The organism is SAR202 cluster bacterium, from assembly GCA_016872355.1.
Classification (GTDB): domain Bacteria; phylum Chloroflexota; class Dehalococcoidia; order Lucifugimonadales; family VGZY01; genus VGZY01.
In genome coordinates this window covers 1-23,211 of record VGZY01000050.1, presented here as the reverse complement: position 1 = coordinate 23,211, position 23,211 = coordinate 1, and the positions used below count along the sequence as shown (strand labels likewise).

The 23,211-nt window shown below is 62.5% G+C and carries 23 protein-coding genes and 1 tRNA gene; 10 read left to right on the top strand and 14 right to left on the bottom strand.

The features are described from left to right. The first annotated feature begins 395 nt into the window (after nucleotides 1-395). Nucleotides 396-1,862 (top strand): glutamate--tRNA ligase, encoded by a 1,467-nt coding sequence (locus tag FJ319_10585; GenBank protein MBM3934729.1) that lies wholly within the window; start codon nucleotides 396-398, stop codon nucleotides 1,860-1,862. Nucleotides 1,863-1,867: 5 nt separating this feature from the next. Here the strand turns inward: FJ319_10585 and FJ319_10580 are convergent, their stop codons facing one another. From FJ319_10580 to FJ319_10570, 3 genes are all read right to left on the bottom strand, one after another. Continuing rightward, nucleotides 1,868-2,578 (bottom strand): hypothetical protein, encoded by a 711-nt coding sequence (locus FJ319_10580; protein ID MBM3934728.1) that lies wholly within the window; start codon nucleotides 2,576-2,578, stop codon nucleotides 1,868-1,870. A 234-nt stretch (nucleotides 2,579-2,812) separates the two neighbouring features. After that, on the bottom strand, nucleotides 2,813-3,319 hold the full coding sequence (locus tag FJ319_10575; GenBank protein MBM3934727.1) for a hypothetical protein: 507 nt from the start codon (nucleotides 3,317-3,319) through the stop codon (nucleotides 2,813-2,815). Between the two features lie 18 nt (nucleotides 3,320-3,337). Then, on the bottom strand, nucleotides 3,338-4,078 hold the full coding sequence (locus tag FJ319_10570) for a tetratricopeptide repeat protein (GenBank protein MBM3934726.1): 741 nt from the start codon (nucleotides 4,076-4,078) through the stop codon (nucleotides 3,338-3,340). A gap of 116 nt (nucleotides 4,079-4,194) precedes the next feature. Here FJ319_10570 and FJ319_10565 point away from each other — a divergent pair, with 116 nt between their 5' ends. The 7 genes from FJ319_10565 to FJ319_10535 all read left to right on the top strand — a co-directional run bounded on the left by FJ319_10565 (nucleotide 4,195) and on the right by FJ319_10535 (nucleotide 9,852). Then, nucleotides 4,195-4,644 carry a GatB/YqeY domain-containing protein gene (locus tag FJ319_10565; GenBank protein ID MBM3934725.1) on the top strand — a complete coding sequence of 150 codons (450 nt, stop codon included), beginning with the start codon at nucleotides 4,195-4,197 and terminating at the stop codon, nucleotides 4,642-4,644. 61 nt (nucleotides 4,645-4,705) lie between these two features. After that, nucleotides 4,706-5,425, top strand: a complete 720-nt coding sequence (gene purQ, locus FJ319_10560; protein MBM3934724.1) for a phosphoribosylformylglycinamidine synthase subunit PurQ — start codon at nucleotides 4,706-4,708, stop codon at nucleotides 5,423-5,425. 177 nt (nucleotides 5,426-5,602) lie between these two features. Then, nucleotides 5,603-7,822, top strand: coding sequence for a phosphoribosylformylglycinamidine synthase subunit PurL (purL, locus tag FJ319_10555; GenBank protein MBM3934723.1), 2,220 nt, complete (start codon nucleotides 5,603-5,605; stop codon nucleotides 7,820-7,822). Between the two features lie 87 nt (nucleotides 7,823-7,909). Next, nucleotides 7,910-8,245 carry a zinc ribbon domain-containing protein gene (locus FJ319_10550; protein MBM3934722.1) on the top strand — a complete coding sequence of 112 codons (336 nt, stop codon included), beginning with the start codon at nucleotides 7,910-7,912 and terminating at the stop codon, nucleotides 8,243-8,245. A 1-nt stretch (nucleotide 8,246) separates the two neighbouring features. After that, nucleotides 8,247-8,714: a D-tyrosyl-tRNA(Tyr) deacylase gene (locus tag FJ319_10545; protein ID MBM3934721.1), complete on the top strand. Its 468-nt coding sequence runs from the start codon at nucleotides 8,247-8,249 to the stop codon at nucleotides 8,712-8,714. 95 nt (nucleotides 8,715-8,809) lie between these two features. Beyond that, nucleotides 8,810-9,583: a hypothetical protein gene (locus FJ319_10540; GenBank protein MBM3934720.1), complete on the top strand. Its 774-nt coding sequence runs from the start codon at nucleotides 8,810-8,812 to the stop codon at nucleotides 9,581-9,583. A 71-nt stretch (nucleotides 9,584-9,654) separates the two neighbouring features. Further along, nucleotides 9,655-9,852 (top strand): type II toxin-antitoxin system HicB family antitoxin, encoded by a 198-nt coding sequence (locus tag FJ319_10535; protein ID MBM3934719.1) that lies wholly within the window; start codon nucleotides 9,655-9,657, stop codon nucleotides 9,850-9,852. Here the strand turns inward: FJ319_10535 and nadC are convergent. From nadC to FJ319_10490, 9 genes are all read right to left on the bottom strand, one after another. Beyond that, entirely contained in the window at nucleotides 9,833-10,705 is an 873-nt protein-coding gene (nadC, locus tag FJ319_10530; protein ID MBM3934718.1) for a carboxylating nicotinate-nucleotide diphosphorylase, read from the bottom strand. The two genes, FJ319_10535 and nadC, sit on opposite strands and share 20 nt — an antisense overlap. A 184-nt stretch (nucleotides 10,706-10,889) precedes the next feature. Further along, complete coding sequence (nadA, locus tag FJ319_10525) at nucleotides 10,890-12,110, bottom strand: quinolinate synthase NadA (protein MBM3934717.1); 1,221 nt, start codon at nucleotides 12,108-12,110, stop codon at nucleotides 10,890-10,892. A 48-nt stretch (nucleotides 12,111-12,158) separates the two neighbouring features. Next, the gene (miaB, locus tag FJ319_10520; protein ID MBM3934716.1) at nucleotides 12,159-13,439 is read right to left on the bottom strand and encodes a tRNA (N6-isopentenyl adenosine(37)-C2)-methylthiotransferase MiaB; all 1,281 of its coding nucleotides are present in this window, start codon (nucleotides 13,437-13,439) and stop codon (nucleotides 12,159-12,161) included. A 54-nt stretch (nucleotides 13,440-13,493) separates the two neighbouring features. Next, nucleotides 13,494-13,588 (bottom strand) — tRNA-Ser (locus FJ319_10515). 311 nt (nucleotides 13,589-13,899) lie between these two features. After that, complete coding sequence (locus tag FJ319_10510) at nucleotides 13,900-14,241, bottom strand: hypothetical protein (GenBank protein ID MBM3934715.1); 342 nt, start codon at nucleotides 14,239-14,241, stop codon at nucleotides 13,900-13,902. A 481-nt stretch (nucleotides 14,242-14,722) separates the two neighbouring features. Further along, nucleotides 14,723-15,175 (bottom strand): IS200/IS605 family transposase, encoded by a 453-nt coding sequence (tnpA, locus tag FJ319_10505; protein ID MBM3934714.1) that lies wholly within the window; start codon nucleotides 15,173-15,175, stop codon nucleotides 14,723-14,725. A gap of 305 nt (nucleotides 15,176-15,480) precedes the next feature. Then, entirely contained in the window at nucleotides 15,481-16,248 is a 768-nt protein-coding gene (gene moaD / locus FJ319_10500; GenBank protein MBM3934713.1) for a molybdopterin converting factor subunit 1, read from the bottom strand. 153 nt (nucleotides 16,249-16,401) lie between these two features. After that, entirely contained in the window at nucleotides 16,402-18,417 is a 2,016-nt protein-coding gene (locus tag FJ319_10495; protein MBM3934712.1) for a response regulator, read from the bottom strand. A gap of 65 nt (nucleotides 18,418-18,482) precedes the next feature. Continuing rightward, complete coding sequence (locus tag FJ319_10490) at nucleotides 18,483-18,923, bottom strand: response regulator (GenBank protein ID MBM3934711.1); 441 nt, start codon at nucleotides 18,921-18,923, stop codon at nucleotides 18,483-18,485. A 238-nt stretch (nucleotides 18,924-19,161) separates the two neighbouring features. Between FJ319_10490 and FJ319_10485 the strand changes: the two genes are divergently transcribed. Together FJ319_10485 and FJ319_10480 are read left to right on the top strand one after the other, a co-directional pair. After that, nucleotides 19,162-20,451, top strand: a complete 1,290-nt coding sequence (locus FJ319_10485; GenBank protein MBM3934710.1) for a citramalate synthase — start codon at nucleotides 19,162-19,164, stop codon at nucleotides 20,449-20,451. Nucleotides 20,452-20,720: 269 nt separating this feature from the next. Continuing rightward, on the top strand, nucleotides 20,721-21,215 hold the full coding sequence (locus tag FJ319_10480; protein ID MBM3934709.1) for a hypothetical protein: 495 nt from the start codon (nucleotides 20,721-20,723) through the stop codon (nucleotides 21,213-21,215). 58 nt (nucleotides 21,216-21,273) lie between these two features. On the opposite strand, the gene FJ319_10475 is transcribed toward FJ319_10480, so the two are convergent. Next, on the bottom strand, nucleotides 21,274-21,525 hold the full coding sequence (locus FJ319_10475) for a hypothetical protein (protein MBM3934708.1): 252 nt from the start codon (nucleotides 21,523-21,525) through the stop codon (nucleotides 21,274-21,276). A 145-nt stretch (nucleotides 21,526-21,670) separates the two neighbouring features. Beyond that, nucleotides 21,671-22,249 carry a YcxB family protein gene (locus tag FJ319_10470; GenBank protein MBM3934707.1) on the bottom strand — a complete coding sequence of 193 codons (579 nt, stop codon included), beginning with the start codon at nucleotides 22,247-22,249 and terminating at the stop codon, nucleotides 21,671-21,673. Nucleotides 22,250-23,211: the final 962 nt, after the last annotated feature.

The window sequence follows — 23,211 nt, the reverse complement described above, 5'->3', positions numbered from 1 at the left end:
CTAAGACCCGCAGTCCTGCGAGCAAGGCGAAGAAAAGCTCAGGCGGGCAAGCGTGGAGAGGGGCGTGCTGGAGACGGGTCCGTCTCCAGCACGCCCCTCTCCACGCCCAAGGATCGAAAGCCGGCTCAAGATCACCCTTGGAGATCGAGACTGATTCAACCAAAACCAGTCGTACTGACAAAATCACTGAGCAGTAAGACTGACAAAGTCACTGAGCATTGACAGAATCCGGGCTTTTCTGGGCGGCAGTTTCCAGGTGATGGGGCTCTACGGGGGGCCAGCCACCAAGCGCTCAGACTGTCCGGAAGGCCTCCCGTACGCAGCAACGGCCAACGTCGCGCGGGTAGAGCGTAGCTATGGGGCGTGTTAGAATGCCTTCGGAGGTCCATTCACCCATGGCTGATCACGTACGCGTCAGATTCGCTCCGAGCCCCACCGGCGAGCCGCACGTGGGCAACATTCGCACCGCCATTTTCGACTGGCTCATGGCCCGCGGGGCCGGTGGCGCGTTTATCATACGCATCGAGGACACCGACCAGGCCCGCAAGGTTGAGGGCACCGTGGAGGCGATCTATGGGGCGATGAAGTGGCTGGGGCTGGACTGGGACGAGGGGCCTGACGTAGGCGGCGCCTACGGGCCGTACGTGCAGTCCGAGCGGCTTCCGATGTACCGCGAGGTTGCGGACAGGTTGGTGGCCAAGCGCAAAGCGTACCGCTGCACGTGCTCCCCGGAGCGGCTGGAGCAGGTGCGCAAGGACCAGATGGAGCGGAAGCAGCCGCCGATGTACGACCGCCGCTGCCGCTCACTGAGCGCCGCCGACCGCGAGGCCGAGTCGGCGAAGGGTGGGCCTCAGGTGGTCCGCTTCGCAATGCCGATGGAGGGCGTCTCAACCGTGAACGACCTTATTCGCGGCGAGGTGTCGTTCGAGAACAGGCTGGTGGACGACTTTGTAATGCTGAAGTCGGACGGCTTCCCCACATACCACCTGGCGAACGTGGTGGACGACCGCCACATGAAGATCACGCATGTGTTGCGGGCGGAGGAGTGGCTGCCCAGCACGCCGCGTCACCTGCAGCTCTACGCTGCGCTAGGGTGGGAGCCGCCACGGTTCGCCCACCTGCCGATCATCCTTGCGCCGGACCGCTCCAAGCTCAGCAAGCGTCACGGGGCAACGTCCGTCATGGAGTACAGGGCGCTGGGCTACCTGCCGCAGGCGCTGCTCAACTTCCTCACGCTGCTGGGATGGTCGCTGGACGACAAGACGGAGATCCTCTCGCCCCAGGAGCTGATCAGGCAGTTCTCGCTGGAGCGGGTAACCAAGTCGGCGGCGATCTTCAACATCGAGAAGCTCAACTGGATGAACGGCGTGTACATCAGGGGGCTTCCGGCAGAGGGGCTGGCGGACGCGCTGCTGGACTTCTGGTCGGCGTACCCGCCGGAGGAGCTTCCTCGCGTGCCGCAGCGGGATCTCCTGCTGAAGATAGTGCCTCTGATACAGGAACGGCTGAAGACGCTGAAAGAGGCAGCGGGGATGATACCGTTCTTCATGGCAGACCCGGCGCCTTACGGCAAGGACGAGCTCATCCAGAAAAAGACGGACGATGCGACGACGAAGCAGGCGCTGGAGCGCTCTCTGGCGGCGCTGGCGCCGCTGGGCGCATTCGACGCGGCGACGCTTGAGGGCGCGCTGCGGCCGCTCGCGGACCAGCTCGGCATCAAGGCGGGCCAGCTCCTGGGGACGCTACGCGTGGCCACCACAGGCCTCCAGGTGGCCCCTCCCCTCTTCCAGACCATGGAGGTGCTCGGCAAGGACCGCGTCCTCCGCGACATCCGCCGCGCCATGGCAAAGCTGGAGGGGTAGCGCCGCTACGCCTTTACCGCCTGCGGGAGGGATGCGACGTATGCCTTGAGGGCGGCGCACTCACTTTCCGTGATCCTCTCGGTAACAAAGCCCATCACCCAGTCCGGCGTGTCCGAGCCTTCGTCCACCAGCAGGCTGCGGGCGATAAGCGCCTGCTGGCCGAAGCCCATGCGCTCGCGCACATACGGCAGCACGAACGCCTCTTCGCTCTCAAAGTGGTCATCCTGTGTGATTCGCAGCTCAACTACCTTGCCATAGATGTAGCGCTTTGTCCGGGCGACCAGGCGTGTCTTGCCAACCTCGTCGTTCAGCGCGCCCAGAACGTCCTCCAGCTTCTCCATCAGCTTGAGGTGCTGCTCCTCGTGCAGCGCTCGGATCGCCTCGCGAAGCTGTGTCTCAAGTCCCATCGCGTTCCGGCTGTCCCAGTACGCCTTAATTTCGGCCTCGAGGCGGCCGAGCACCTGGTGCTCCGCCTCGTTCGTGCGCGCCGCGGGCGAGTCGATCGGCCCGGTCATAAGGCGGTCTTCCACTTCGGCGTGGTACATAAGCTGGGATGCCCACCCGTTAAACGCCAGGCGCAGGGGCTGAAGAGACTCGCCCGGCTGCAGCGACTCCACCATCCCCTGCACTCTCGCGGCCTCAGCGGACAGCGCCTTGTGAATCGCAAGCATCACGTCTATGGGACTCTCGAAAGCGGTCATCTCCCCGGCGGCCATTACGTCTCCTACTCCAAACAGACATCTCGGAGAGTATAACGCCGTTCGGCCGGTCTGTCACTGCCTGCCCGGCCCCAATCGCACTCCGAGTAGTGAATATCGTGCGTTTTCCGTGTCAAATCGGCGTGAAGATGTCTCGATGCGCCGTGAATATCCAGTGAATGCCGGCAAAAGAAAATGGGCGCCGAACTTTCGGCGCCCAACGGGGTGGATTCAGCAATCGGAGATGGCCGCCTACGGTCTGATCATCAGACCTGCGATGACGATAATAATGATGCCAACCACCCCGTTCAGGCGGGCCAGCATGAGCATGCGCATCCGGAGGCCGATCACTTCCTGCGGGATGGGGCCGCCGGCGGCGAGAGCTTTCTGCATTCGCTCGGCAACTCTGGGGCCGAGAATGAAGTCGTGAGTGGCGGCGAGGGCGATCGCGAGACCGACGAAGCCCACTTTGGCCTGCAGGTAGCGCACAAAATGCCCGTCCCCGGTTAAGAGGTCGCTGAAGGACACGCTCCAGTGGTCCATCATGAGATAGAGCCCCGTGACTACTAGGATTCCGATCATCGTCCACGAGATTGGGCGGAACCTGCGGCCGATCTGACCTATCAGCTTGAACCCGGCGGGCGGAGGCGTAACTTCCTTGCGGATGGTGGGCACCGCGACCGTTCCCAGCAGGAAGCCCCCGCCCACGAGTATGACTGAGGCGAGTATGTGGATGACGACCATTATCTGGTATAGCATGGCGGGCCGGATCCCTCCTCAGTCCTGGTTCTGCGCGGCCCGGATTTCGGCGTCCAGGTCCGAACGCGGGTAGCCCAGATCAAGCGCCTTTGCGTAGTCCTCACGCATGCGCGCGTCGTTGCCGGAGGCGGCGTACACGGCCGCGCGGGCGGCGAAAGCCAAGGCGAGCGAGCCATCCATTGTGACCGATTCGTTCGCATCCCTGAGCGCCTGCTGCACTGCGCCGAGCGCCAGGTGGGCCTTTGCGCGGAGAGCGTATACTTCCGCGCTCCTGTTCGTCAATGTGGTTGCGCGGTCAAGGTCGGAGAGCGCCTGCTCCGGCCGGTCGACGGCCAGGTACGCCTTTGCCCTGCCCACATACGCCGCGGCCAACGAGGCGTCCAGCTTCAGCGCCTCGTTCAAGTCCAGCAGCGCCTTGTCGTACTCCCTCAGCTCAAGGTATGCCTGCCCGCGCTTCAGGTATCCGGTAGCGTCCGAGCGGCTCAGGCGGATGTACTGGCCGTAGTCGACGACGGCCCGGTCCGGCTCTCCGCGCTGCATGTAAACGTCGCCGCGCGCCAGGTAAGGGTCCGGGTTGTTCGGGTCCTCGTTAATAGCGCCGCTGAAGGCAGTGGAGGCGTCTCCGAGTCTCCCGTCTGAGGCTGCGGTCTGCCCCTGCTCCAGCAGTCCCGGCTCAACCTCGCACGCCATGGCGACAACCGCGCCGGCCGCCAGGATGGCGGCGAGCAGGACCCGAGCGACAAAGTTGAATCGGCCCATTTGCACCCTCCAGCGCCATATTCTCCCATATCTGGGCTTCCTTGACACCCTATACCGGTAATTCTATACTCCCAATGTGGTTTCGAAATTCGAATTTTCGGTTACGGAAGGTAGTTATGTCGCTCAGGGAGAGGCTTGACGAAGACATGAAGCAGGCGATGCGGAGCAAGGACGCCGACAGGCTCCTGGTCATCCGCCACCTGAGGTCGGAGATCAAGTACCAGGAGATCGAGCGGCAGAAGCCGTCCGACGACGCCGCGATTGCCGAGATGCTCAGCAAGCAGGCTCAGAAGCGCCGCGAGAGCATTGAGATGTTCAAGCAGGGCAACCGCCAGGACCTCGTCGATAAGGAAGAGGCCCAGCTCAAGGTCATCATGGAGTACCTGCCAAAGCAGATGACCGAGGCGGAGGTCCGCGTGATCGCCGAGAAGACAGTGGCCGAGGTGGGCGCGAAGGGACCGCAGGACATCGGTAAGGTGATGGGCAAGCTGGCGCCGCAGCTCAAGGGCAAGGCCGACGGCAAGATGATCAACGAGGTCGTCCAGTCTATCCTCAAGAGGCAATAGGCAGGCGATATTCTCCCACTCCGGAACGGGGCTGGGAGCGCGATGAAGAGGTTGAGGGCCAATGAGATTCGGCATCATAGTTTTCCCCGGCACCTGGAGCGACACCGACTGCCACCACGCGGTCAAGGGTGTGCTGGGCCAGGAGGCCGAGTATGTGTGGCACAAGGAGACGGACCTTTCCCGGTTCGATTGTGTCATACTCCCCGGCGGGTTCTCCTATGGTGACTACCTGCGCACCGGCGCAATCGCGCGCTTTGCGCCTGTGATGGGCGCGGTTGAGAAGTTCGCGGCGTCCGGCAGGCTGGTCATCGGCATCTGCAACGGCTTCCAGATACTCTGCGAGGCGCGGCTGCTGCCTGGCGTGCTCACCCGCAACGTGAACCTGCAGTTCAGGTGCGACTGGGTTGACCTCCGCGTTGAGAACACGGACACGCCGTTCACGAACGCCGCCATTAAGGGGCAGGTCCTGCGTGTCCCGATCTCCCACGGCGAGGGCAACTACTACGCCGATGAGAAGACCCTCGCCGAGCTGGAGGCGAGCGGGCGCGTGATTTTCCGCTACAGCACGCCGGACGGGCGGATAACGCCCGAAGCGAACCCCAACGGCTCGCTCAACAACATCGCGGGCATCACCAACGCCGCCGGGAACGTGCTGGGGATGATGCCGCACCCCGAGCGTTGCTGCGAGGCGCTACTGGGCGGAGAAGACGGCAAGGTGATATTCCAGTCTATCATCAACCACGTCTCCGGCAAGAGCCGCGCCGCCGTCCCGGCGGGGTAGTAGTAGAAACGGACCACCGTGCCATTGAAGACCGTGGCTGCGCCGCCGAGTGCGGGCAGCCACGATTTGTGTAGCCCGCGCGATTCATCGCGCCTGTGCTGTTCCCCTGGGTGTCAGCAGCCGGGCACGATAAATCGTGCAGGCTACGAGAAAAGAAGACAGACCGGAGTCCCTACCATGCCTGTATCCAAGAAGACACTGGACGAGCTCGCAATCTCCGAGACGGAGTACGAGCTCATCGTCGAGCGGCTCGGGCGCGAGCCGAATATGCTGGAGCTCGGCCTCTTCGGCTCGCTCTGGAGCGAGCACTGCGGCTACAAGCACTCCAAGCTCCTGCTGAAGATGTTCGCCGGCCAGAAGAGCCCGCGCCTGCTGGTCGAGCAGGGCAAGGAGAACGCCGGCGCGGTTGATATCGGCGACGGCCTGGCGATCGTGATGAAGATAGAGTCGCACAACCACCCGTCTGCTATAGAGCCCTACGAGGGCGCGGCTACCGGCGTGGGCGGCATCGTGCGCGACATCTTCGCGATGGGCGCACGGCCCATCGCCCTCCTGAACTCGCTCCGGTTCGGCCCGCTCACAGACAAGCGCAACCGCTACCTGTTCGACGGCGTGGTTGCCGGCATATCCGGGTACGGCAACTGCATCGGCGTCCCGGATGTCGGCGGCGAGATCTACTTTTCCCCCGCGTACGCCGGCAACCCGCTCGTGAATGCCATGTGCGTCGGCCTGGTGCAGAAGGACAAGCTCGTCCGCGCCACGACCGACCAGCCCGGGACGCTCCTCATGCTCGTCGGCGCGGATACTGGCCGCGACGGCATCCACGGCGCGTCCGGCCTGGCATCCCGCACCTTCGAAGAGGAGCGCGAGCTCCGCCCGACGGTACAGGTGGGCAACCCCTTCCTTGAGAAGGTGCTCATCGAGGCGTGCATGGAGATCGTGGGCACAGAGCACATCGCCGGCCTGCAGGACCTGGGCGCGGCCGGCCTGTCTAGCTCGTCCGTCGAGACGGCCCACAAGGGCGGCACCGGAATGGACATCGATGTCTCCCGCGTCCCCCGCCGCGAGTCCGGCATGACGCCGTACGAGGTGATGCTGTCGGAGTCGCAGGAGCGCATGCTTATCGTCGTCAAGGCGGGACACGAGGACGCCGCGAAGCAGCTCCTCTCCAAGTGGGACCTGCACGCCGTCGTTATCGGCAAAGCCACCGAGGGCAACACCGCCCGCTTCTTCGACGGAGACAAGCTCGTTGGCGAGCTGCCGGTGGACCTGCTCATCGATGCTCCCAAGTACCGCCTCACCGGCGTCGTGCCGGAGTGGCAGAAGAAGGCGCAGGCCGCCGACCTGAGCAAGACGCCTCAGCCGGCTCAGTCGATGGGCGAGGTGCTCCTGAAGCTGCTGGCATCCCCGAACATCGCCAGCAAGGAGCCGGTGTTCCGGCAGTACGACCACCAGGTGCAGACCAACACCGTCGTCGCGCCCGGGTCGGACGCCGCTGTGCTGCGCGTGAAGGGCACGTCCAGCAAGGGCATCGCCCTCTCCGTGGACGGCAACGGCCGCCTGTGCTACCTGGACCCGTACGTCGGCGGCATGATCACCGTCGCGGAGTCCTGCAGGAACGTCTCCTGCGCCGGCGGCGAGCCCATTGCGCTGACGGACGGACTGAACTTCGGCAACCCTCAGAAGCCGGAGATCTACTACCAGATGGAGATGTGCATAAAGGGAATTGCCGACGCCGCGAAGGCCATCGGCGCGCCCGTCGTTAGCGGCAACGTGAGCCTGTACAACGAGTCGCACGGAGCTCCCATCTACCCTACCCCTATGCTCGGCGCGCTGGGCCTGCTGGACGACGTTACGAAGCACGCGACCATCGCCTTCAAGCAAGAGGGCGACGCGATCGTCCTACTCGGCGAGGCGTCGGTGAACGGCGACCCGAAGAACTTCGCGGGGAGCGAGTACCTCGAGCTGGTACACGGGCAGGTGGCCGGCAGGCCCGAGCTGGATATCAACCTGGAGATAGCGGTCCAGAAGGCGGTCCGGCGGGCTGTGCGCGAGGGCGTCGTTTCCTCGGCGCACGATTGCTCGGACGGCGGTCTGGCGGTGGCCATCGCGGAGAGCTGTATCGCCGGCAACGTTGGGGCGAGCCTGGAGTTCAAGGTCTCCGGGCGACCGGACGCCGGACTCTTCGGCGAAAAGCAGTCGCGCATCGTCGTCTCCGTGCCCGCGGCGAAGGTCAAGGCGCTGGATTCGATATGCCGCCAGGAGGGCGTCCCGTTCGTCTCCCTGGGCAAGGTTGGCGGCGGTTCGCTCACGCTAAACGGCGAAGCGCTGGCCGGCGTGGACGAGTTGTCGCGGGCATGGAAGCATGGACTAGGCGCGGCAATGGGAAGGGTTTGACACGTACTGGCGTGCATGCTAAATTAGCAAAGGGTTAGCAGACAGCCATTCCGACTGCTAATGCGGTTGACCAGGGAGGGTGTTTTAGTGCCGATCTACGAATATTCCTGCGAGAAGTGCAGCAACGAATTTGAGCTCCGCCAGAGCTTCTCTGCCGAGCCTGTGACGGCCTGCCCCAAGTGCGAGGGGACCAGCCGCCGCGTCATCCGCGCCGTGCCGGTGGTCTTCAAGGGCAGCGGCTTCTACGTGAACGACTACGGCAAGAAGAACGTGGCGACGTCCAAGACCGAGTCCGACAAGGGCGCGGACGAGAAGAAGGCCGAGGTCAAGGCCGAGACAAAGGCGGAGTCCAAGGCAGAGGCAAAGGCCGAGGCCAAGACAGAGACGAAGTCCGAAACCAAGAAAGAGGCAGTGGCCTACTAGCATGCGCGCCCTCCTCCAGCGAGTCACCAGCGCGTTCGTGACCGTGGACGGCGAGACGCTCGGCAGCATCGGACCCGGCTTCGTGGTCCTGATGGGAGTGTCGAAGGACGATACGGAGGAAGAGGCGAAGTACATCGTCGAAAAGACCGTCAACCTGCGCGTCTTCGCCGACGAAGAACGCAAAATGAACCGCTCGGCCCTGGACTCCGGGGCCGAGCTTCTTGTTGTAAGCCAGTTCACCCTCTACGCCGACACCCGCAAGGGCCGCCGCCCCAGCTTCCTGGACGCCGCCCCGCCTGACCAGGCGGACGCGCTGTACCTGCGCGCCGTTGACCTCTTCCGCCAGGCCGGCGTGAAGAAGGTCGCCACCGGCCGCTTCCAGGCCCACATGATGGTCACCCTCTGCAACGACGGCCCCGTCACGATCATGCTCGACTCCGCAGACAAAGAGCGCCCCCGCAGGGGGTAGAAGGCCCCTTGCATCCCCAAGGCGGCGCCGTGGTAAATTACCCCCGTCATCACGGTGTCTTTTTGTAGACGGTTTCACCCACCAGGGGGAACAAGATGCGCTTTTACCTCCGTATCCACTTGTCAATCGTCCTGCTTCCGCTGGTCCTTGTTCTGCTTTTGGCAGCCTGCGCGCCCGAGACAGACCCCTTTAAGGTGGGTGAGCGCGCCCGCCTTGACGAGGCGGCGGCCGCGAACGCGACGCCCGTGGCCACAACGGGAAACGTCGGCGGCGTGGACCGCGTGGCCGTGACGCCCGACCCCGGCCTGGGCACCGTGAGGGTCGCGGACTGGCGCGACAACGCAGTCCGTCTCCTCAACAACATCGCCGGTTACATAATGGTGTGGGGCTTCGATTACAAGGTTGACCTCATAGACGTGAAGGAGACGGGGTACAGGGCTGCGGCGGACAAGGGCGAGGTCGACCTGGTCATGCTCGCCCCGAAGGCGGAGACTCAGGGCTGGAAGCTAGCGGACGGGGGCTCGGCCTATGGCCCATCGTCAGACCAGAGGATCGGCATTTCCTCGCAGCTACAGGGCAAGGCGCCGGAGCTCGTGGAATTCTTCTCGAAAATAGTTGCGGATAAGGATGCAATTGCATCGGTTTCAGGCCAGATTTCGGAGGGCCGGACGGGAATATCGCCCGTCGTGGCAGCGCTGATATTCCTCAAAGGGAACGAGGGCGTCTGGACGCAATGGGTGCCGGCCGCGGTGGCAGAGAAGGTAAAGGCGTCAATCGCCAGCGGCAAGGCGAGCCTGCTCAAACGCGCCTGCATCCCCTCCGGCGGCCTCGGCTCGCCCGGCTCCCCAAGCTGCATCGCATCGAACTAGGGCTGGAATACCGGCGGGAACGGCCCGGCTACGCCGTGTAGAATATGCTTATCCAACAAAATGGAGCATCAATGAGGCAGTTCAAGGTCGTCGTAGAGAAGCACCCGGAGGGGTACGTTGCATACCCGCTCGGCCTCAATGGGGTAGTCGTTGGCGAAGGCGACTCCTATGAGGAGGCTCTGGCGGACGTCAAGTCTGCCATCAAGTTCCATATAGAGACGTTTGGTTTGCAGGTGCTCGACAAATCCCCTACACCAGGTCCAGGCTGAGGTCGAGCGCCTTTACCGAATGCGTGAGCGCGCCGATGGAGATCATGTCCACGCCGGTTGCGGCGACTTCCCGCACGTTGTCCAGCGTGATGCCGCCGGAGGCCTCCGTGATCGCCCTGCCCGCCACTATTCGCACTGCCTTGGCCATCTCCTCGGGCGGCATGTTATCCAGAAGCAATATCTCCGCGCCGGCATCAACGGCCTCGTAGACCATGTCCAGGTCCTCAACCTCCACCTCGATGCGGAGCGAATGCGGCGCCCTGTCCTTCGCCCTCTGCACGATCTCCGCCAGTGTCATTCCGGCCTGCTTCAGGATGGCGATGTGGTTGTCCTTGATAAGCACACCGTCGCCCATGTTGCGGCGGTGATTGCGGCCTCCGCCCATCGTGACGGCGTACTTTTCCAGCGCGCGAAGGCCGGGCAGGGTCTTGCGGGTGTCAAGGATGCGGACATTGTAGCCCTCCACGGCCTTCACGTACCGGCTCACCTGCGTGGCGACGCCGCTCATGTGCTGGAGGATGTTCAACGCGGTGCGCTCCGCCTTGAGGATCGACGCAACAGGCCCCTGCACCTCCGCGACCACGTCACCTTCCGCGCCGGTCTCCCGCACCCACGGCCGCAGGGCTGCGCCGTCCGACATCAGCGCGTTCGCGTCCAGGCGCGGGTCCAGCCGCCGGAAGATCGCCACGGCCACATCCACGCCCGCGAGCACGCCCTCGGCCTTTGGGATGATGTTCGCCCTGCCCAGGATGTCCTGCGGAATGAGGCTGTCTGTCGTGGGGTCGCCGCTGCTGAGGTCTTCAGCCAGCGCGCGGTCTATGAACGCTTCAAGCTCGGGGGTGATGGGGAGCATGGGGGAGCCTTTCTCCTGTAGCCCGCCCCGATTCCATCGGGGCACGGGTCTTCGACAGGCAATCCTGGCGAGCAAGACAGGCCCCGATGCATCGGGGCGGGCTACGAAAAACATTTGCACACTGCGCAAGAGCCCGCCTTTTGGGGGCGGGCTCCTGGGAATTACAATTTCGTCGCCGCTCTTCTTATGGCATGGCCAGCATGCGGTCGAGGGCCACGCGGGCCTCGGCGGCGGTCTTCTCGTCCACCGAGATGCGGTTGACCACCTGGCCCTCCAGGAGGCCCTCAAGCACCCAGCACAGGTAGGCCGGGTGGATGCGGTACATCGTGGAGCAAGGGCAGACCACCGAGTCCAGGCAGAACACTGTCTTGTCCGGGTGCTCCTGCGCGATGCGGTTGACCAGGCTGATCTCCGTGCCCACAGCCCACACGCTGCCTGCGGGGGATTCCTCTATCTTCTTGATGATGAACTCCGTGGAGCCGTTGAAGTCCGCGGCGTCCACGACCTCCCGCGTGCACTCCGGGTGGACGAGTATGTTCACGCCCGGGTGCTTCTTCCGCGCCTCTTCGATCTGGGGTACGGTGAAGCGGGTGTGGACGGAGCAGTGCCCCTGCCACAGGATGACCTTCGCCGCGCGCAGCGCCTCCGCCGTGTGGCCGCCCTTCGGCTTGAACGGGTTCCAGATGAGCATCTCCTCCGGCTTCACGCCCAGCTTGACGGCCGTGTTGCGGCCCAGGTGCTGGTCCGGGAGGAACAGCACGCGCTTGTGCTGCTCGAAAGCCCACTTCATCGCCCTGGGGGCGTTGGAGGAGGTGCAGACGATGCCGCCGTTGCGGCCGCAGAGCGCCTTGATCGCCGCCGTGGAGTTCATGTAGGTGATCGGCGTGATGCCGCCGTCGTCCCCGAGCACCTCGGTCAGGTCGTCCCACGCGTCCGCAACGTCGTCCTGGTGGGCCATGTCCGCCATGGAGCAGCCCGCTGTGAGGTTGGGCAGGATGACCTTCTGGTGAGGCCCGCTGAGGATGTCCGCGGTCTCGGCCATGAAGTGCACGCCGCAGAAGACGATGAACTCCGCCTGCTGCTGCGAGGCGGCGAACTGCGACAGTTTGAAGGAGTCGCCGCGGTAGTCGGCGTGCTTGATGATCTCGTTGCGCTGGTAGTGGTGGCCCAGGATGACGAGCTGCGTCCCCAGCTTCGCCTTGGCCGCCGCGATGCGGGCGTCCAGCTCCTCCGGCTTTGCCTTGAGGTATGAAATGGGGATCTTCTGCCAGCGTACGCCGGCCTTGAACTCTTCTTCCAGTGTCTTGGACTTGAGCTCCTCGTCTTCTGTCTGGCAGAAGGCGGACTGCTCAAGCTCAGTCACCGGTATCATCGGCCGCTTTGTGAACTCGGACTGCATGACCATTTGGAACCTCCTGGTCCCGTTAGCCCGGGACCTGCACGGGCTTCACCGTCAGGCGATGGAACCCAATCGGCCCCTCAAAGACCAGGGGCCGGTCTTTTCGATCTTGACGCTCACTACCTTGCCGATCATCTCATCGGCGCCGTCCACGTACACCAGCTTGTCGTTGCGGTTGCGCCCTTCCGGCGTTCCCCGCTTGACGCCCTCGACCAGGACCTCGACGGTCCTGCCGTCGAACTTGCGATTAATCTCGGTCTGCACCTGCGCCTGGAGGTCCTCCACGGCCTTGAGACGCGCCTGCTTTACCTCCAGCGGAACGTCGTCCTCCAGCGTGCGGGCCGCGATTGTGCCCTCCCGCGTGGAGTACGCCGCGGAGTGGACCTTGTCGAAACGCACCTCCCGCAGCAGCTTGAGAGTGTTCTCGAACTGCGCGTCCGTCTCCCCGCAGAAGCCCACTATCAGGTCCGTGCTCAGTGACACATTGGGGATACGGATCCTGATCTTGTCCACCAGCCGCCGGTAGTCGTCGATCGTGTAACCCCTGCGCATCCGCTGTAGCACCTCGTCATCGCCGGCCTGGAACGGGAGGTTGATGTGCTCGCACACCTTCTCCATATCGGCGACGGTCTCGATGATGTGGTCGCTCATGTCGTTGGGGTGCGAAGTGAGGAACCTGATCCGCTCGATCCCGTCCACCCTGTGCACGGCCTTGAGGAGGTCGCCCAGGTCCACGTCGCCCGCCAGGTCGTGGCCGTAGGAATCGACGTTCTGGCCCAGCAATGTAACTTCCTTGACGCCACGTGCGGCCAGAAGCTCGGTCTCGTGGACGATGTCCTCGATGGTGCGGCTGACCTCCCTGCCCCTGCGGTAAGGGATGATGCAGAAGGTGCAGAACTTATCGCAGCCGTGAATGATTGGCACGAACGCGGTGACGTTCGGCGCGGCCGTGAGGGTGCTCAGGCACCCTTCCGGGTCGATGCCCATGCGGTCGCCAAGCAGGTCGATGAGCGGCCTGTACTGCTGCGGGCGCATGAAGACATCCACATACGGGAACTTCTGCTCCAGCGCGGCGGTCTTGGGTCCGACCATGCAGCCCATGAGGGCGATGACCTTCTTGTTATCTTCGTTCTTGAGCGGCTTCACGAATCCCAGCATGCCGACTACCTTGTCTTCGGCGCTCTGCCTGACGACGCAACTGTTGAGGACGATAACGTCAGCTTCTTGCGGGGATTCCGTGGGGGCGAGGCCCAACTGTCCAAGGGCACTCTCAAGGCGCTCAGAATCGGCCTTATTCATCTGGCAGCCGATCGTCCAGACGTGGTAATTTCGCATCTAACCCTGGTCCGACACCTGGTGGGGCTCTAAGACCCCGTTAAAGAGGGTAACTGGCGGAGGGAACGGGATTCGAACCCGTGACAGCGGCTAAAAACCACTGTAAGCGCTTAGCAGGCGCCCGCACTAGACCTCTATGCGATCCCTCCGGCTCGTAACTAACTATACCAAACAGATACCATGCGCGCAATGCAAATGCTTGTGAATTTCGACACTATTGGTTTAGCGTCTGCGGTATTTCGTAGCATTACTTCCATTCCCTGACGCCTTTCCGTCAGTGGGGTATGTGCAGAGGCAGGATGCCATAACACTTCGCTAAAATTTTCACATATAAGCGTAATTTGCGACTGCGGACTTTGCGATCCGTTTCACAAGCAGATTCGGGCCAAATACGACTCTGACGGGCCGTTCAAGCCGAGCCGCGGACATATGGTACCTTCGCTTGTGAAATTGGGCACAATCACCGGACCATCGCAACGACCACGGCGGCGAGTGCGACGAGCGTGGCGACGATGGAGACAGCTGTAAGGAGCGCCACCCTGCCCGCCAGCGCGCGGCTGGCTTTAGCCAGCGCATCTAACTGCGCCGCCATCTGCCCGAGGTACTCCGCCTGCTTGGCCTCGTTCGCCTCCAGATCGGCGATGCGGGACTTGAGTTGCTCAATAGTCGTGGCGGTCTGTTGGGTCTCGTTCTCAACACGTTTGCGTTTGCTCTGGTCGAGAAGCTCAGATACTCCCTTATAGATAAGGCCCGTGGCAGCAGTGACGAGAGACAACGATGCCGATAGGGTCGCTGGATCCATTTTGGCCTCCGTGAACGTTCACCAATTCCTAGACGCAAAGTCGAGCGGTCGCATTATGCACAAAACCGTGACAATACTCCAGAAACGTCGCACAGATTCGCCGCAGTCGTGACTCTGGCTGGACAGTGCGGTCGGTGCTTGCGTGGGACCGTTTCGTGTCACCGAGACTTTCGAATCCACTCGTAATTGAAAACGGTCCAGAAGTCCCAAGACAAGAACCGTAGGAGTGCGCACTGCTACTTGGCTGGTGAAGCCGGGCAGAAGATTGTCGACAAGACCCTGTTCACAAGGTAACATTGAACGCCCACGGGGCGGGGTTGACTTGGGGAGCGCTGAAGGCGCGGGCTATCTCAGCCCAGGGCGGAGTGCCGAAGGCTTTGCGAAGGCACGCAGCCCTGGGTCATCGGACCGAAAAGATAAAGAGCCCTGAAAGGGCGACCTACTCTCTGTCCTCCCCAACGCGACACCCGTTCTCACAGGGTTACTCCCACAAATACCTTTCATCGAACTCAACGTTATGGCGCACCAGAAGGCCCCGGAACTCATCCCGAAAATCTCGTGCCCTGTGGTGCTCCTCCTGCGCTGCGACATACGAGGCGACGGCATCGGCCGACGATTGGCTGACGGAGAACGCTCCATACCCGGCCTGCCACGCGAAATCCGAATACGCTGCCCCTTTCGATTTGACCCACCTGGAAGAGCTCGTCTTCACGAGCCCGACGGCTTCCGATAACGACATGGTCCTGGAAAGCCCAAAGAATACGTGAACGTGGTCTTCGACGCCGCCGATCTTGATTGGCTGGCAGCCGTGCTCTCTCAGAACTCCTCCGAGGTAAACGAAGAGTTCATCCCGAAGTGGTTGTCTCAATAACGGCGCCCGGTCTTTGGTGCTGAACACCAGGTGAACAAGGATTCGGGAAAGGGATTGAGGCATTGACTTGGCAGTCCTGAGGTTGGCCTGAGAGTAGGTCGCCCTTTCAGGGCTCTGAATCTGTTCGATCCGGAACCCAGGGCTGCGTGCCTTCGCAGAGCCTCCGGCACTCCACCCTGGGCTGAGATAGCCCGCCCTTTCAGGGCTCCCCAAATCCGGCCCAACCCCACGGGCGTGCAGTGGACATTGCATTGGCTTTGCTGAGGCACGCTGGCCTTAATGACCGGGGCATTTCAGGGCTCTGCGATGCGGCCAAACTCCCGGACATCAATCAACACGGTGAACCGGGCAAGGGTGCCTTTCCGTGGTCAACTCTTTCGTGATGACTCTTCCTTTGGCTTATTCGCCTGCGACTCGCGCATCGCTACGTCTTCGGGGCTTTCGATCCAGACCTCGCCGCCGACGAAGAACTCTTTCTTCCAGATGGGGACGGTCTGCTTGATGCGGTCCACGCTGTACATGCACGCGGCGAAGGCGTCCTTGCGGTGCGGGGAGGAGACGGCGACGACGAGGCTGATCTCGGAAATCTCCAGCCTGCCGAGCCGGTGGGCGATGGCCACAACCTCCAGCGGCCACCGGGCGCGCATCTCGGCGATGATCTCCGCCAGCTTGTTGTCCGCCATCGGCCGGTAGGCCTCGTACTCGAGGTGGAGCACCTTGCGGCCTATGGAGTTGTCCCGCGTTGTGCCCAGGAAGGTGACCACCGCGCCGGCGGAATCGCGCCGCACACGCTCGGTGAGCGCCTCCGGGTCAAGGGGCGCGTCAGTAATGAGGACGAAGACCCCCTCTGTGGTCTCCCCCGTGGGGGGAGACGAAGGCGAGGTCTCCCCCGAACCCCCGCTCACCGGCGGGATGAGGGCTACTTCGTCGCCGTGGCGGAGCGGCGCGGCGTGGGTTGCATATTCGTGGTTCACGGCTATCACCAGCTTCGATGGGTCGCCCGTGACGCGCGGGTACCGGCGCACCACCTCCCGCGCGGCGTCACCCGCCGTTGCGCCGTCCGGCAGGTCCAGCTCTACCTCCGGCCTGCCAGCCTTCTCTCTATAGCTCGCGAACAACCTTACCTTGACTTGCACGTATGTCACCTGGGGGACAGCAGTAAGCAGTTAGCAGTGGGCAGTGAACAGTGAGCAGTCGGCCAGACTAACAGCCGACAGCCGATTGTTGGCTGTTTGCTCACTGCCCACTGCTAACTGCCCACTGCTGCCTCTGTCTACTGCTGACTGCCATCATACCACCTTCGCAAGGGCGGCCCGGAGCGTCTCCACCGTGATCGGCTTGGCCAGCACCATGTCTATCGCAGCCGGCCGCTCCCCGTCGCCCTGCATGATCTCCCCGAACCCGGTGAGCATTAAAACGGGCATCGCGGGCCTCAATTCCTTTACCTTAATCGCCAGGGAGTCCCCATTCATCCTGGGCATGGCGCGGTCCGTAATCATAAGATCGAACTTGCCCTTCTCCAGAAGGTCCAGGGCCTCAGCGCCGCTTTCCGCCGCCTCCACCTTGTGCCCGTCCATCTCCAGCATGCGGCACAGAACCGATCGCACCACGGCCTCGTCATCGACGATCAGCACGCGGAGCGCCCTGCCCTTCGCGGCCTGGCCGTGCTCGACGGCGTGCGACGTCCCGGGCGCGGCGGGGATCTCTATCGTCACGGTCGTCCCCTGCCCGACGCGGCTCGCTATCGATACTTGCCCGCCGTGGCGGAGGACCGCGCCGTACACCATTGCCAGCCCCAGCCCGGTGCCGTGGCCGAACTTGGTGGTCATGAACGGCTCCATTGCCCGCTCCCTCACCTCGTCCGTCATGCCCACGCCCGTGTCCGCAACCGAGAGCACTGCCTTGCCCGAGACGCCCTGTAGCGAGATCGTAATTACGCCGCCCTCCGGCATCTCCTCCACCGAGTTGATGACCAGGTTGGCCAGCGCGTTCACCAGGGCATACTTGTCGCCGTTGACCTTCGGCGCATCGCCCAAGGCCGTCCTGACGGTGATGGTGACGTTCCTAGCCAGGGCCTCGTCCTTCCACTTGGGCTGCGTGAGCGCAACGGTCTCGTTGACCACGTCCGCGAGGTCGACGTCTTTCAACTCTTCGGACGCCGCGCGCGGCCGGTAGAAGTCGCGCACGCGGCGGACAACGCTCATCGCCTCCTCCGCCGCCTTGCGTATCATCCCGATATCGCGCATCGCCTGCTGCTTGTCGTCAAGGGTGCGCGGGCTAGAGAGCAGCATCTCGCTGAAGCCCAGGATCGGCGTCAGCGCGTTGTTAAGGTCGTGGGCGAGCCCGCTTGATATCTGTCCCAGCGCGCGCATTCTTTCGTGGAGCGTCTCTTCGTCCAGCTTCTTCTTGCGCGCCGAAATGTCTCTGGCCACGAAGCAGCACAATGCCGATCCGCCGGAGCGGACCAGGCTGCCGGTGACCTCTACCGGCAATGTCTTGCCCGTTGCCGTCAGGAGGTCAACATCGGTCAGCATTGGGGTGTCGGCAAGAACGCGCTCGAAAGCGTGGTGAAAATCCGGGAGGTCGTTGTTTGCGACGTGCTGCTCAAAACGCCTGCCCTCGAAGGCCCCTGGAATATCAAGCAACCGCCTGGCCGACCGGTTGATATCAACGAAGTAGCCGCGACTGTCCGTAACGATAATTGCGTCGCTCAGGTCCTCGTAGAGCGGGCGGTAGCGCTTGATGACCTCCTCAGCCCTTTCTATATCTTGCCGCAGCCATGACGAGATCCTGATTGTGACGACGGATGCCGCGCCCAGGAACACGAGCCTGAGCGGGAGCTGCTCCACAACATAGCTGCCCTGCGGGTAGTAAGCCAGTGTGAAATAGGCCATGGCGGCGAGCCAGAGCGCGGTCAGCACCAGTCCCAATCGGAATCCCAAACGAATGCCCATCATGCTGAGGAGGAGGAAGAGGCCGAGGTAGAGGTCTTGCTCGCTCCCCTGCGCCCCTGCCATGTAGGCCGCTGCCAGGCACATCGCGTTGTCCAGCGCGACGCCGACGGCAAAGGCGGGCATGAGCCTGCGACGGATAAGGAGATCGATGACCGCCGAGTTGTAGAGCGCCGCAATGGCGGCAAGCGTCAACAGCACCCGTCCGTCCAGCGCCCCCTGGAAGCCGATCGTGCTGGCAGCGACCAGCCCGGCCGCGCCGGCAAAGCGGCCGCCCACCAGGACCCATTCGATGGGGTATGTGGTGTGGACGCCGAGGTTCGGAAGCCTTATCTGGGACGCTGGAGTGGTCATCTGTCGATTACTATACTACCGTGGTCAACGCCAATCTACCTACGCGGTTACACGTACGTAATGCTTCACGCCTTCGCGTCCCCGCGCTTGCCGGCCACCGCCGCAACGGCCTGTCGCAGGCGCTCGATGCCGACCGGCTTGGAGAGCACCATCGTCACGCCCGCGGGGGGGGGCTCCCGGTCGGCCATCAACTCGCCGTAGCCGGTCAGCATCAGGATAGGCACGTCAGGGTCGAGCGCACTGAGGCGCACGGCAAGCTCGTCGCCGATCATGCCGGGCATCGCGCGGTCTGTGACTACCAGATCGAACTTGCCGCTCATGAAGATGGAGATAGCCTCGCGACCGGAGCCGCAGGCATCCACCTGGTGGTTGTCCACCTGGAGCATGCGCGCCACCACTGTGCGGACTGTGTCCTCGTCGTCCACCACCAGTACGCGCAGTGGGGCAGCGGCCCCCGTTTCGCCACCTGCCATGGCTTGCCCCGGCATCTCGGGTCCTATACTCATTGGTCCTCTTGTTCATCATTCGAAATGCGCGGCCCCGGCCCATTCCGGACCCCGGACACCGGCTGCTTGACAGAAGTTTATCGTACCTGCGCTTGAAATACGTACGTGGTGTTACTCATTTGCAGCATCGTGCCAACACCATACCCGGACTGCCGGTGGGCCGCTTGCCTTTGGGCCGTTGGGACCATACCCTATTCCCCGGGCGGGTGCCCGTTGATCCTGTCGCGGAGGTGTGAGTATGGAGTTCGCGTGGCCCCTGATCGAGTACCGGGAGGAGGGGATGCGGGAGGGGATGCAGATAGAGAGCGCGGCTATATCCGTGGACGACAAGGTGCGGCTGCTCAACGCCCTGGGGGAGACGGGGCTGAAGCATATAGTCGCGGGCTCGTTCGTGAGCCCGAAGTACACCCCGCAGATGGCGAAGATAGAGGAGGTGCTGGAGCGCTTCACTCCGAAGCCGGGCGTCAAGTACACCGCTCTGCTGGTGAACGAAATGTCGTACGAGCGGGCGCGCAGGTTCGTGCCGCCGCTGACGATAGAGGACGACCGGCCCACGCTGAACGTGCATTTGTGCGACGTGTTCGTGCGGCGCAACTTCAACCGCTCGCAGGCGCTGGAGCTGGAGAGCTGGCCGAAGACCGTCGCGAAGGCGAAGGAGCGCGGCGTGAAGGAGGCGGCGATCGCCGTCGCCGCCGCGTGGGGCTCCAACTTCACCGGCGAGTTCACCCTGCCTCAGCGCATGGACATGCTTGAGCGGGCGCACGCGTTGTGGGACGAGGCGGGCATACCGGTGACGCAGTTCTCGGCGTACGACCCGATGGCGTGGACAACGCCGCACCGCGTGGAGGAGCAGATATACGCCATCCGGGGGCGGTGGCCGCACATCACGCGGTTCTACTTACACCTGCACGACGCGCGCGGCATGGCGCTGGTCTCCGCCTACGCGGCGATGCGGGCGCTCGGCAAGCAGGGCGTGCCGGGGTACGGGGTACAGGGTACGAGGGACGGTGGGACATCCGAACAGCCGACACCCTCACCCTACGGTCAAGGCCCCGTAGGCCTCTCCCTGAGGGAGAGGAACAAATCGGAGCAGACTTCGGCTGTTCCCCATCACCCAGCACCCAGCACCCAGCACCCCTCGTCCCGTGCCCCGAACCCCGTACCCTGTACCCTCATACTCGACGGCACCATCGGGGGCATCGGCGGGTGCCCGTACTGCGGGACCGGCCGGGCCACCGGGATGATGGCGACCGAGGACTTCGTGCACATGCTGGAGGGCATGGGCATCCCGACCGGCGTAGACATGGACAGGCTCATCGACGTGGTGTGGATGCTGGAGGAGGTGATCGGCCGGCCGGCGTTCGGCAGCGTCTCCAAGGCGGGGCCTCGGCCCAGGACGCCGGACCGCTGGTTCGATCCCAACATGCCGTTCGTTGAGACGCTGGAGCAGGCCAAGCACTTCAAGCTGGGTCCGGGTGTGTATAAGGACGGGATATACCCGTGGAAGGAGCCAATAAGACGGCAGTAGGCAGTCAGCAGTCGGCAGTCGGCCAGACCAACAGACGGCAGTCGGCAGTCGGCAGTGAGCGTAGGATATGGAGGAGCCCAGATGCATCGCGGCCACTACGGCTGTTGGATTGGCCGACTGCCAACTGCCGACTGCTAACTGCCGTCTTCACGCCGATCTTCACGGCAGGGGCGCTCCTGTTTATCTTTTGTTGACGCCCGGCGGGCTACGATTAGGGAACTACAGGTCCCGCGTAGCAAAGCTCAAATCAGGGGCAAAGGAGCGTCGCCATGGGAGTCAGCCTGCTGAAGCCGGTAGATATCGAGGTGAGTTTCGATAGCCGGGCCTATAGCCTGGGAGAGCACATAGACGTGAAGTGCAAGGTCTACGCGAAGATAGACTGCCATGTCCGCGAGGCCCGGCTGGAACTGGTGGTTGAGGAGAGATGGGTGGAGCGCTACGGGGTAACCTCGACCGACCACGTGATGCAGCACGTACCGGGCATGTACGGCGAGGGCTACGTGGCGGAGACGGGAGCGTTCCCCAAGACCCGGATGCAGGTGGACGAGCACGTCACATCGACCCTGAACAACAGCGTGGCTTTCATATGGGACAAAAGCCTTGAGCGCGGGAAGACGTATGTGTTTAGCGTTCGCGTCCCCATAGACCCCCACGAGCCTCCCCATGCAGGCCGCGCCGAGATGAAGTGGGGCCTTAAGGTCCGCGTGGACATCGCAGGCGCGAAGGACCTGACTGAGCTGCACGAAGTCTCTGTGCTCGTGTAAGGCGGCAGGCGTACAAAAATAATGGGGCGTCCCCGAGACGCCCCTGGTAACAAGTCTCCTACCCTTTGCTCTTGACTCTGAACGGCAGCCTTATCAGGCCTGCGCGCTTGCTTGGGAATCGCGCCCGCTCGATTATGCGCACCAGCGAATCGCCCCGGTCCCCCCCTTGCGCCCCCTGCCGTCGCGCGTCCGCATCCCCGGCCTTCCTTTCGTCCGTCTCCTTCCGCGCTGTCGCGACCACCTGGTCCCCTTCCGTATCGGGGGAGGCAGTCCGGTCCCGCTCTTCGTGTTCCGTCCGTTCTTCCTGCAACGGCTCACCCTGATTGTTAATTGGGCTGCACCACGCAACTCGTTGTCCGGTCAGTCTAGGGCATAGCGATGCGATGCATATGACGCAAATGTGTGGCGTGTCTAGGCAAAACGGACTAGTCCGGCGCAGTTGCGAGTTGTCACATTCAGGCCACCACGGTCGGCAGAGACTTTCCGGTAGCAGCCCCGTAATATCGCTTAATCGTCTCTATGAAGGCAAGGAGATCCTCATCCGTAGCAAAGAAATTCAGACGGATTATCGCGGCACTCATCGAACCGACATAAATTAATACGTGATCAGAGGTCTGCACCAGCCTCTCCACCGACATCCAAGGTACCCTATGGTCTCCGATGGAGGGCCGGTTAATAATCGCTTCCGGGGTTACATTGATACACTGTTTTCCCGTTACACCATCGTTCTTACCTTCATCCATAAGTTTAGGTAGGAGTTTTCGCAGTTTTTGGTCAGAGAGACGAGGGAAAACCAGAAACGCGGCTATCGCGCCCAGGACCGCCGGGACGCCCCAAGCGACCAAAGCAATTCCCCATCCCAAATCTAGGAGTGGGGAGATAGCAAGCCCAATCCCCATAACGACAGCGACGAAAACAAACGCATTTAGGAGTCGTCCCATTAGAATTTGGCGCTGATAGGTTGGAGAGTTTTTATAGTGGTACAGACTGAATTTGACGAAGTCATCCGTAGTAACCTCGTAATCGAGCACCATTTCTCCCTCCTGGCAAGCTACGTGTGACTAGGCGATGGTGTGCAAACCGCCCAATGTCTACAAGTCACGTCGCTCATTGACCCTATAGACCGACTCCTACCTGTTGGCGCTATAGCACTCTTCGCACTGGGGCCTTGCGAACGAGGTAGTGGCGTTCTGCCCGCACCTATGACAGCAAAGCTCTATGAACGCTCGATCTTGCGTCTGGCTCCAAAACCCATAGCACTCCGAGCAATATGGCTTTGCCGGGTCGAAGGGAATAGAGCCTTTGCATCGAATGCATCGCCCGCCGAGGCCAGTGCTGCCCGACCTTGCCGGTGCGGATATGCCCTTCGCATTGGGTCGAGAACGGTCAGGCTGTGTTCTGGCGTCAGCGACTTTGCTTCGTAGAGGTTGCAACTCCACCCTACGGCCGAGCGGAATCAATTGCTTGTGGACGTAGTCCCTGACGGCGACACTGTTAGGACCGCCGTCAACTCGTATGGCGATTTCCCGGGAGTTCTTGGACGACGTTTCGACGAGGTTCATTGAGGTGAGGATTACATAAGACTCGTTAAGAAAGAGCTTCGCATGCAACCTGTCCACAGAAATGACGGTTGCTCCCATCCCCAGCAGCCATTCCATGTCTTCACTGGGTTCGTCGTCACGGTAAATCGCAGTGATCGGTACTCTTCGTTGAAGAGCCAGGGTGAGTTCGTTTCTAAGGTGTTGCCAGAACCTGTTGTATGGCGAAACCAGCACGATGAACTGCTTGGCCTGGCGTATCACATCGAGAATCGCAGTCTCAACGGTATCGTCGGTGAATGTCTTTGCTCAGTGATATTGTCAGTAGGTGACTGCTCAGTGAATATGTCAGTCCATGAGAGGACTACATTTGACCGAGCGAGAAGCGAAGAGAGCACAGATACTGAACCTTGTTCTGGAGGGGCGTTGCGAGGCAAGTAAGGCCGCTGAGCTGATGG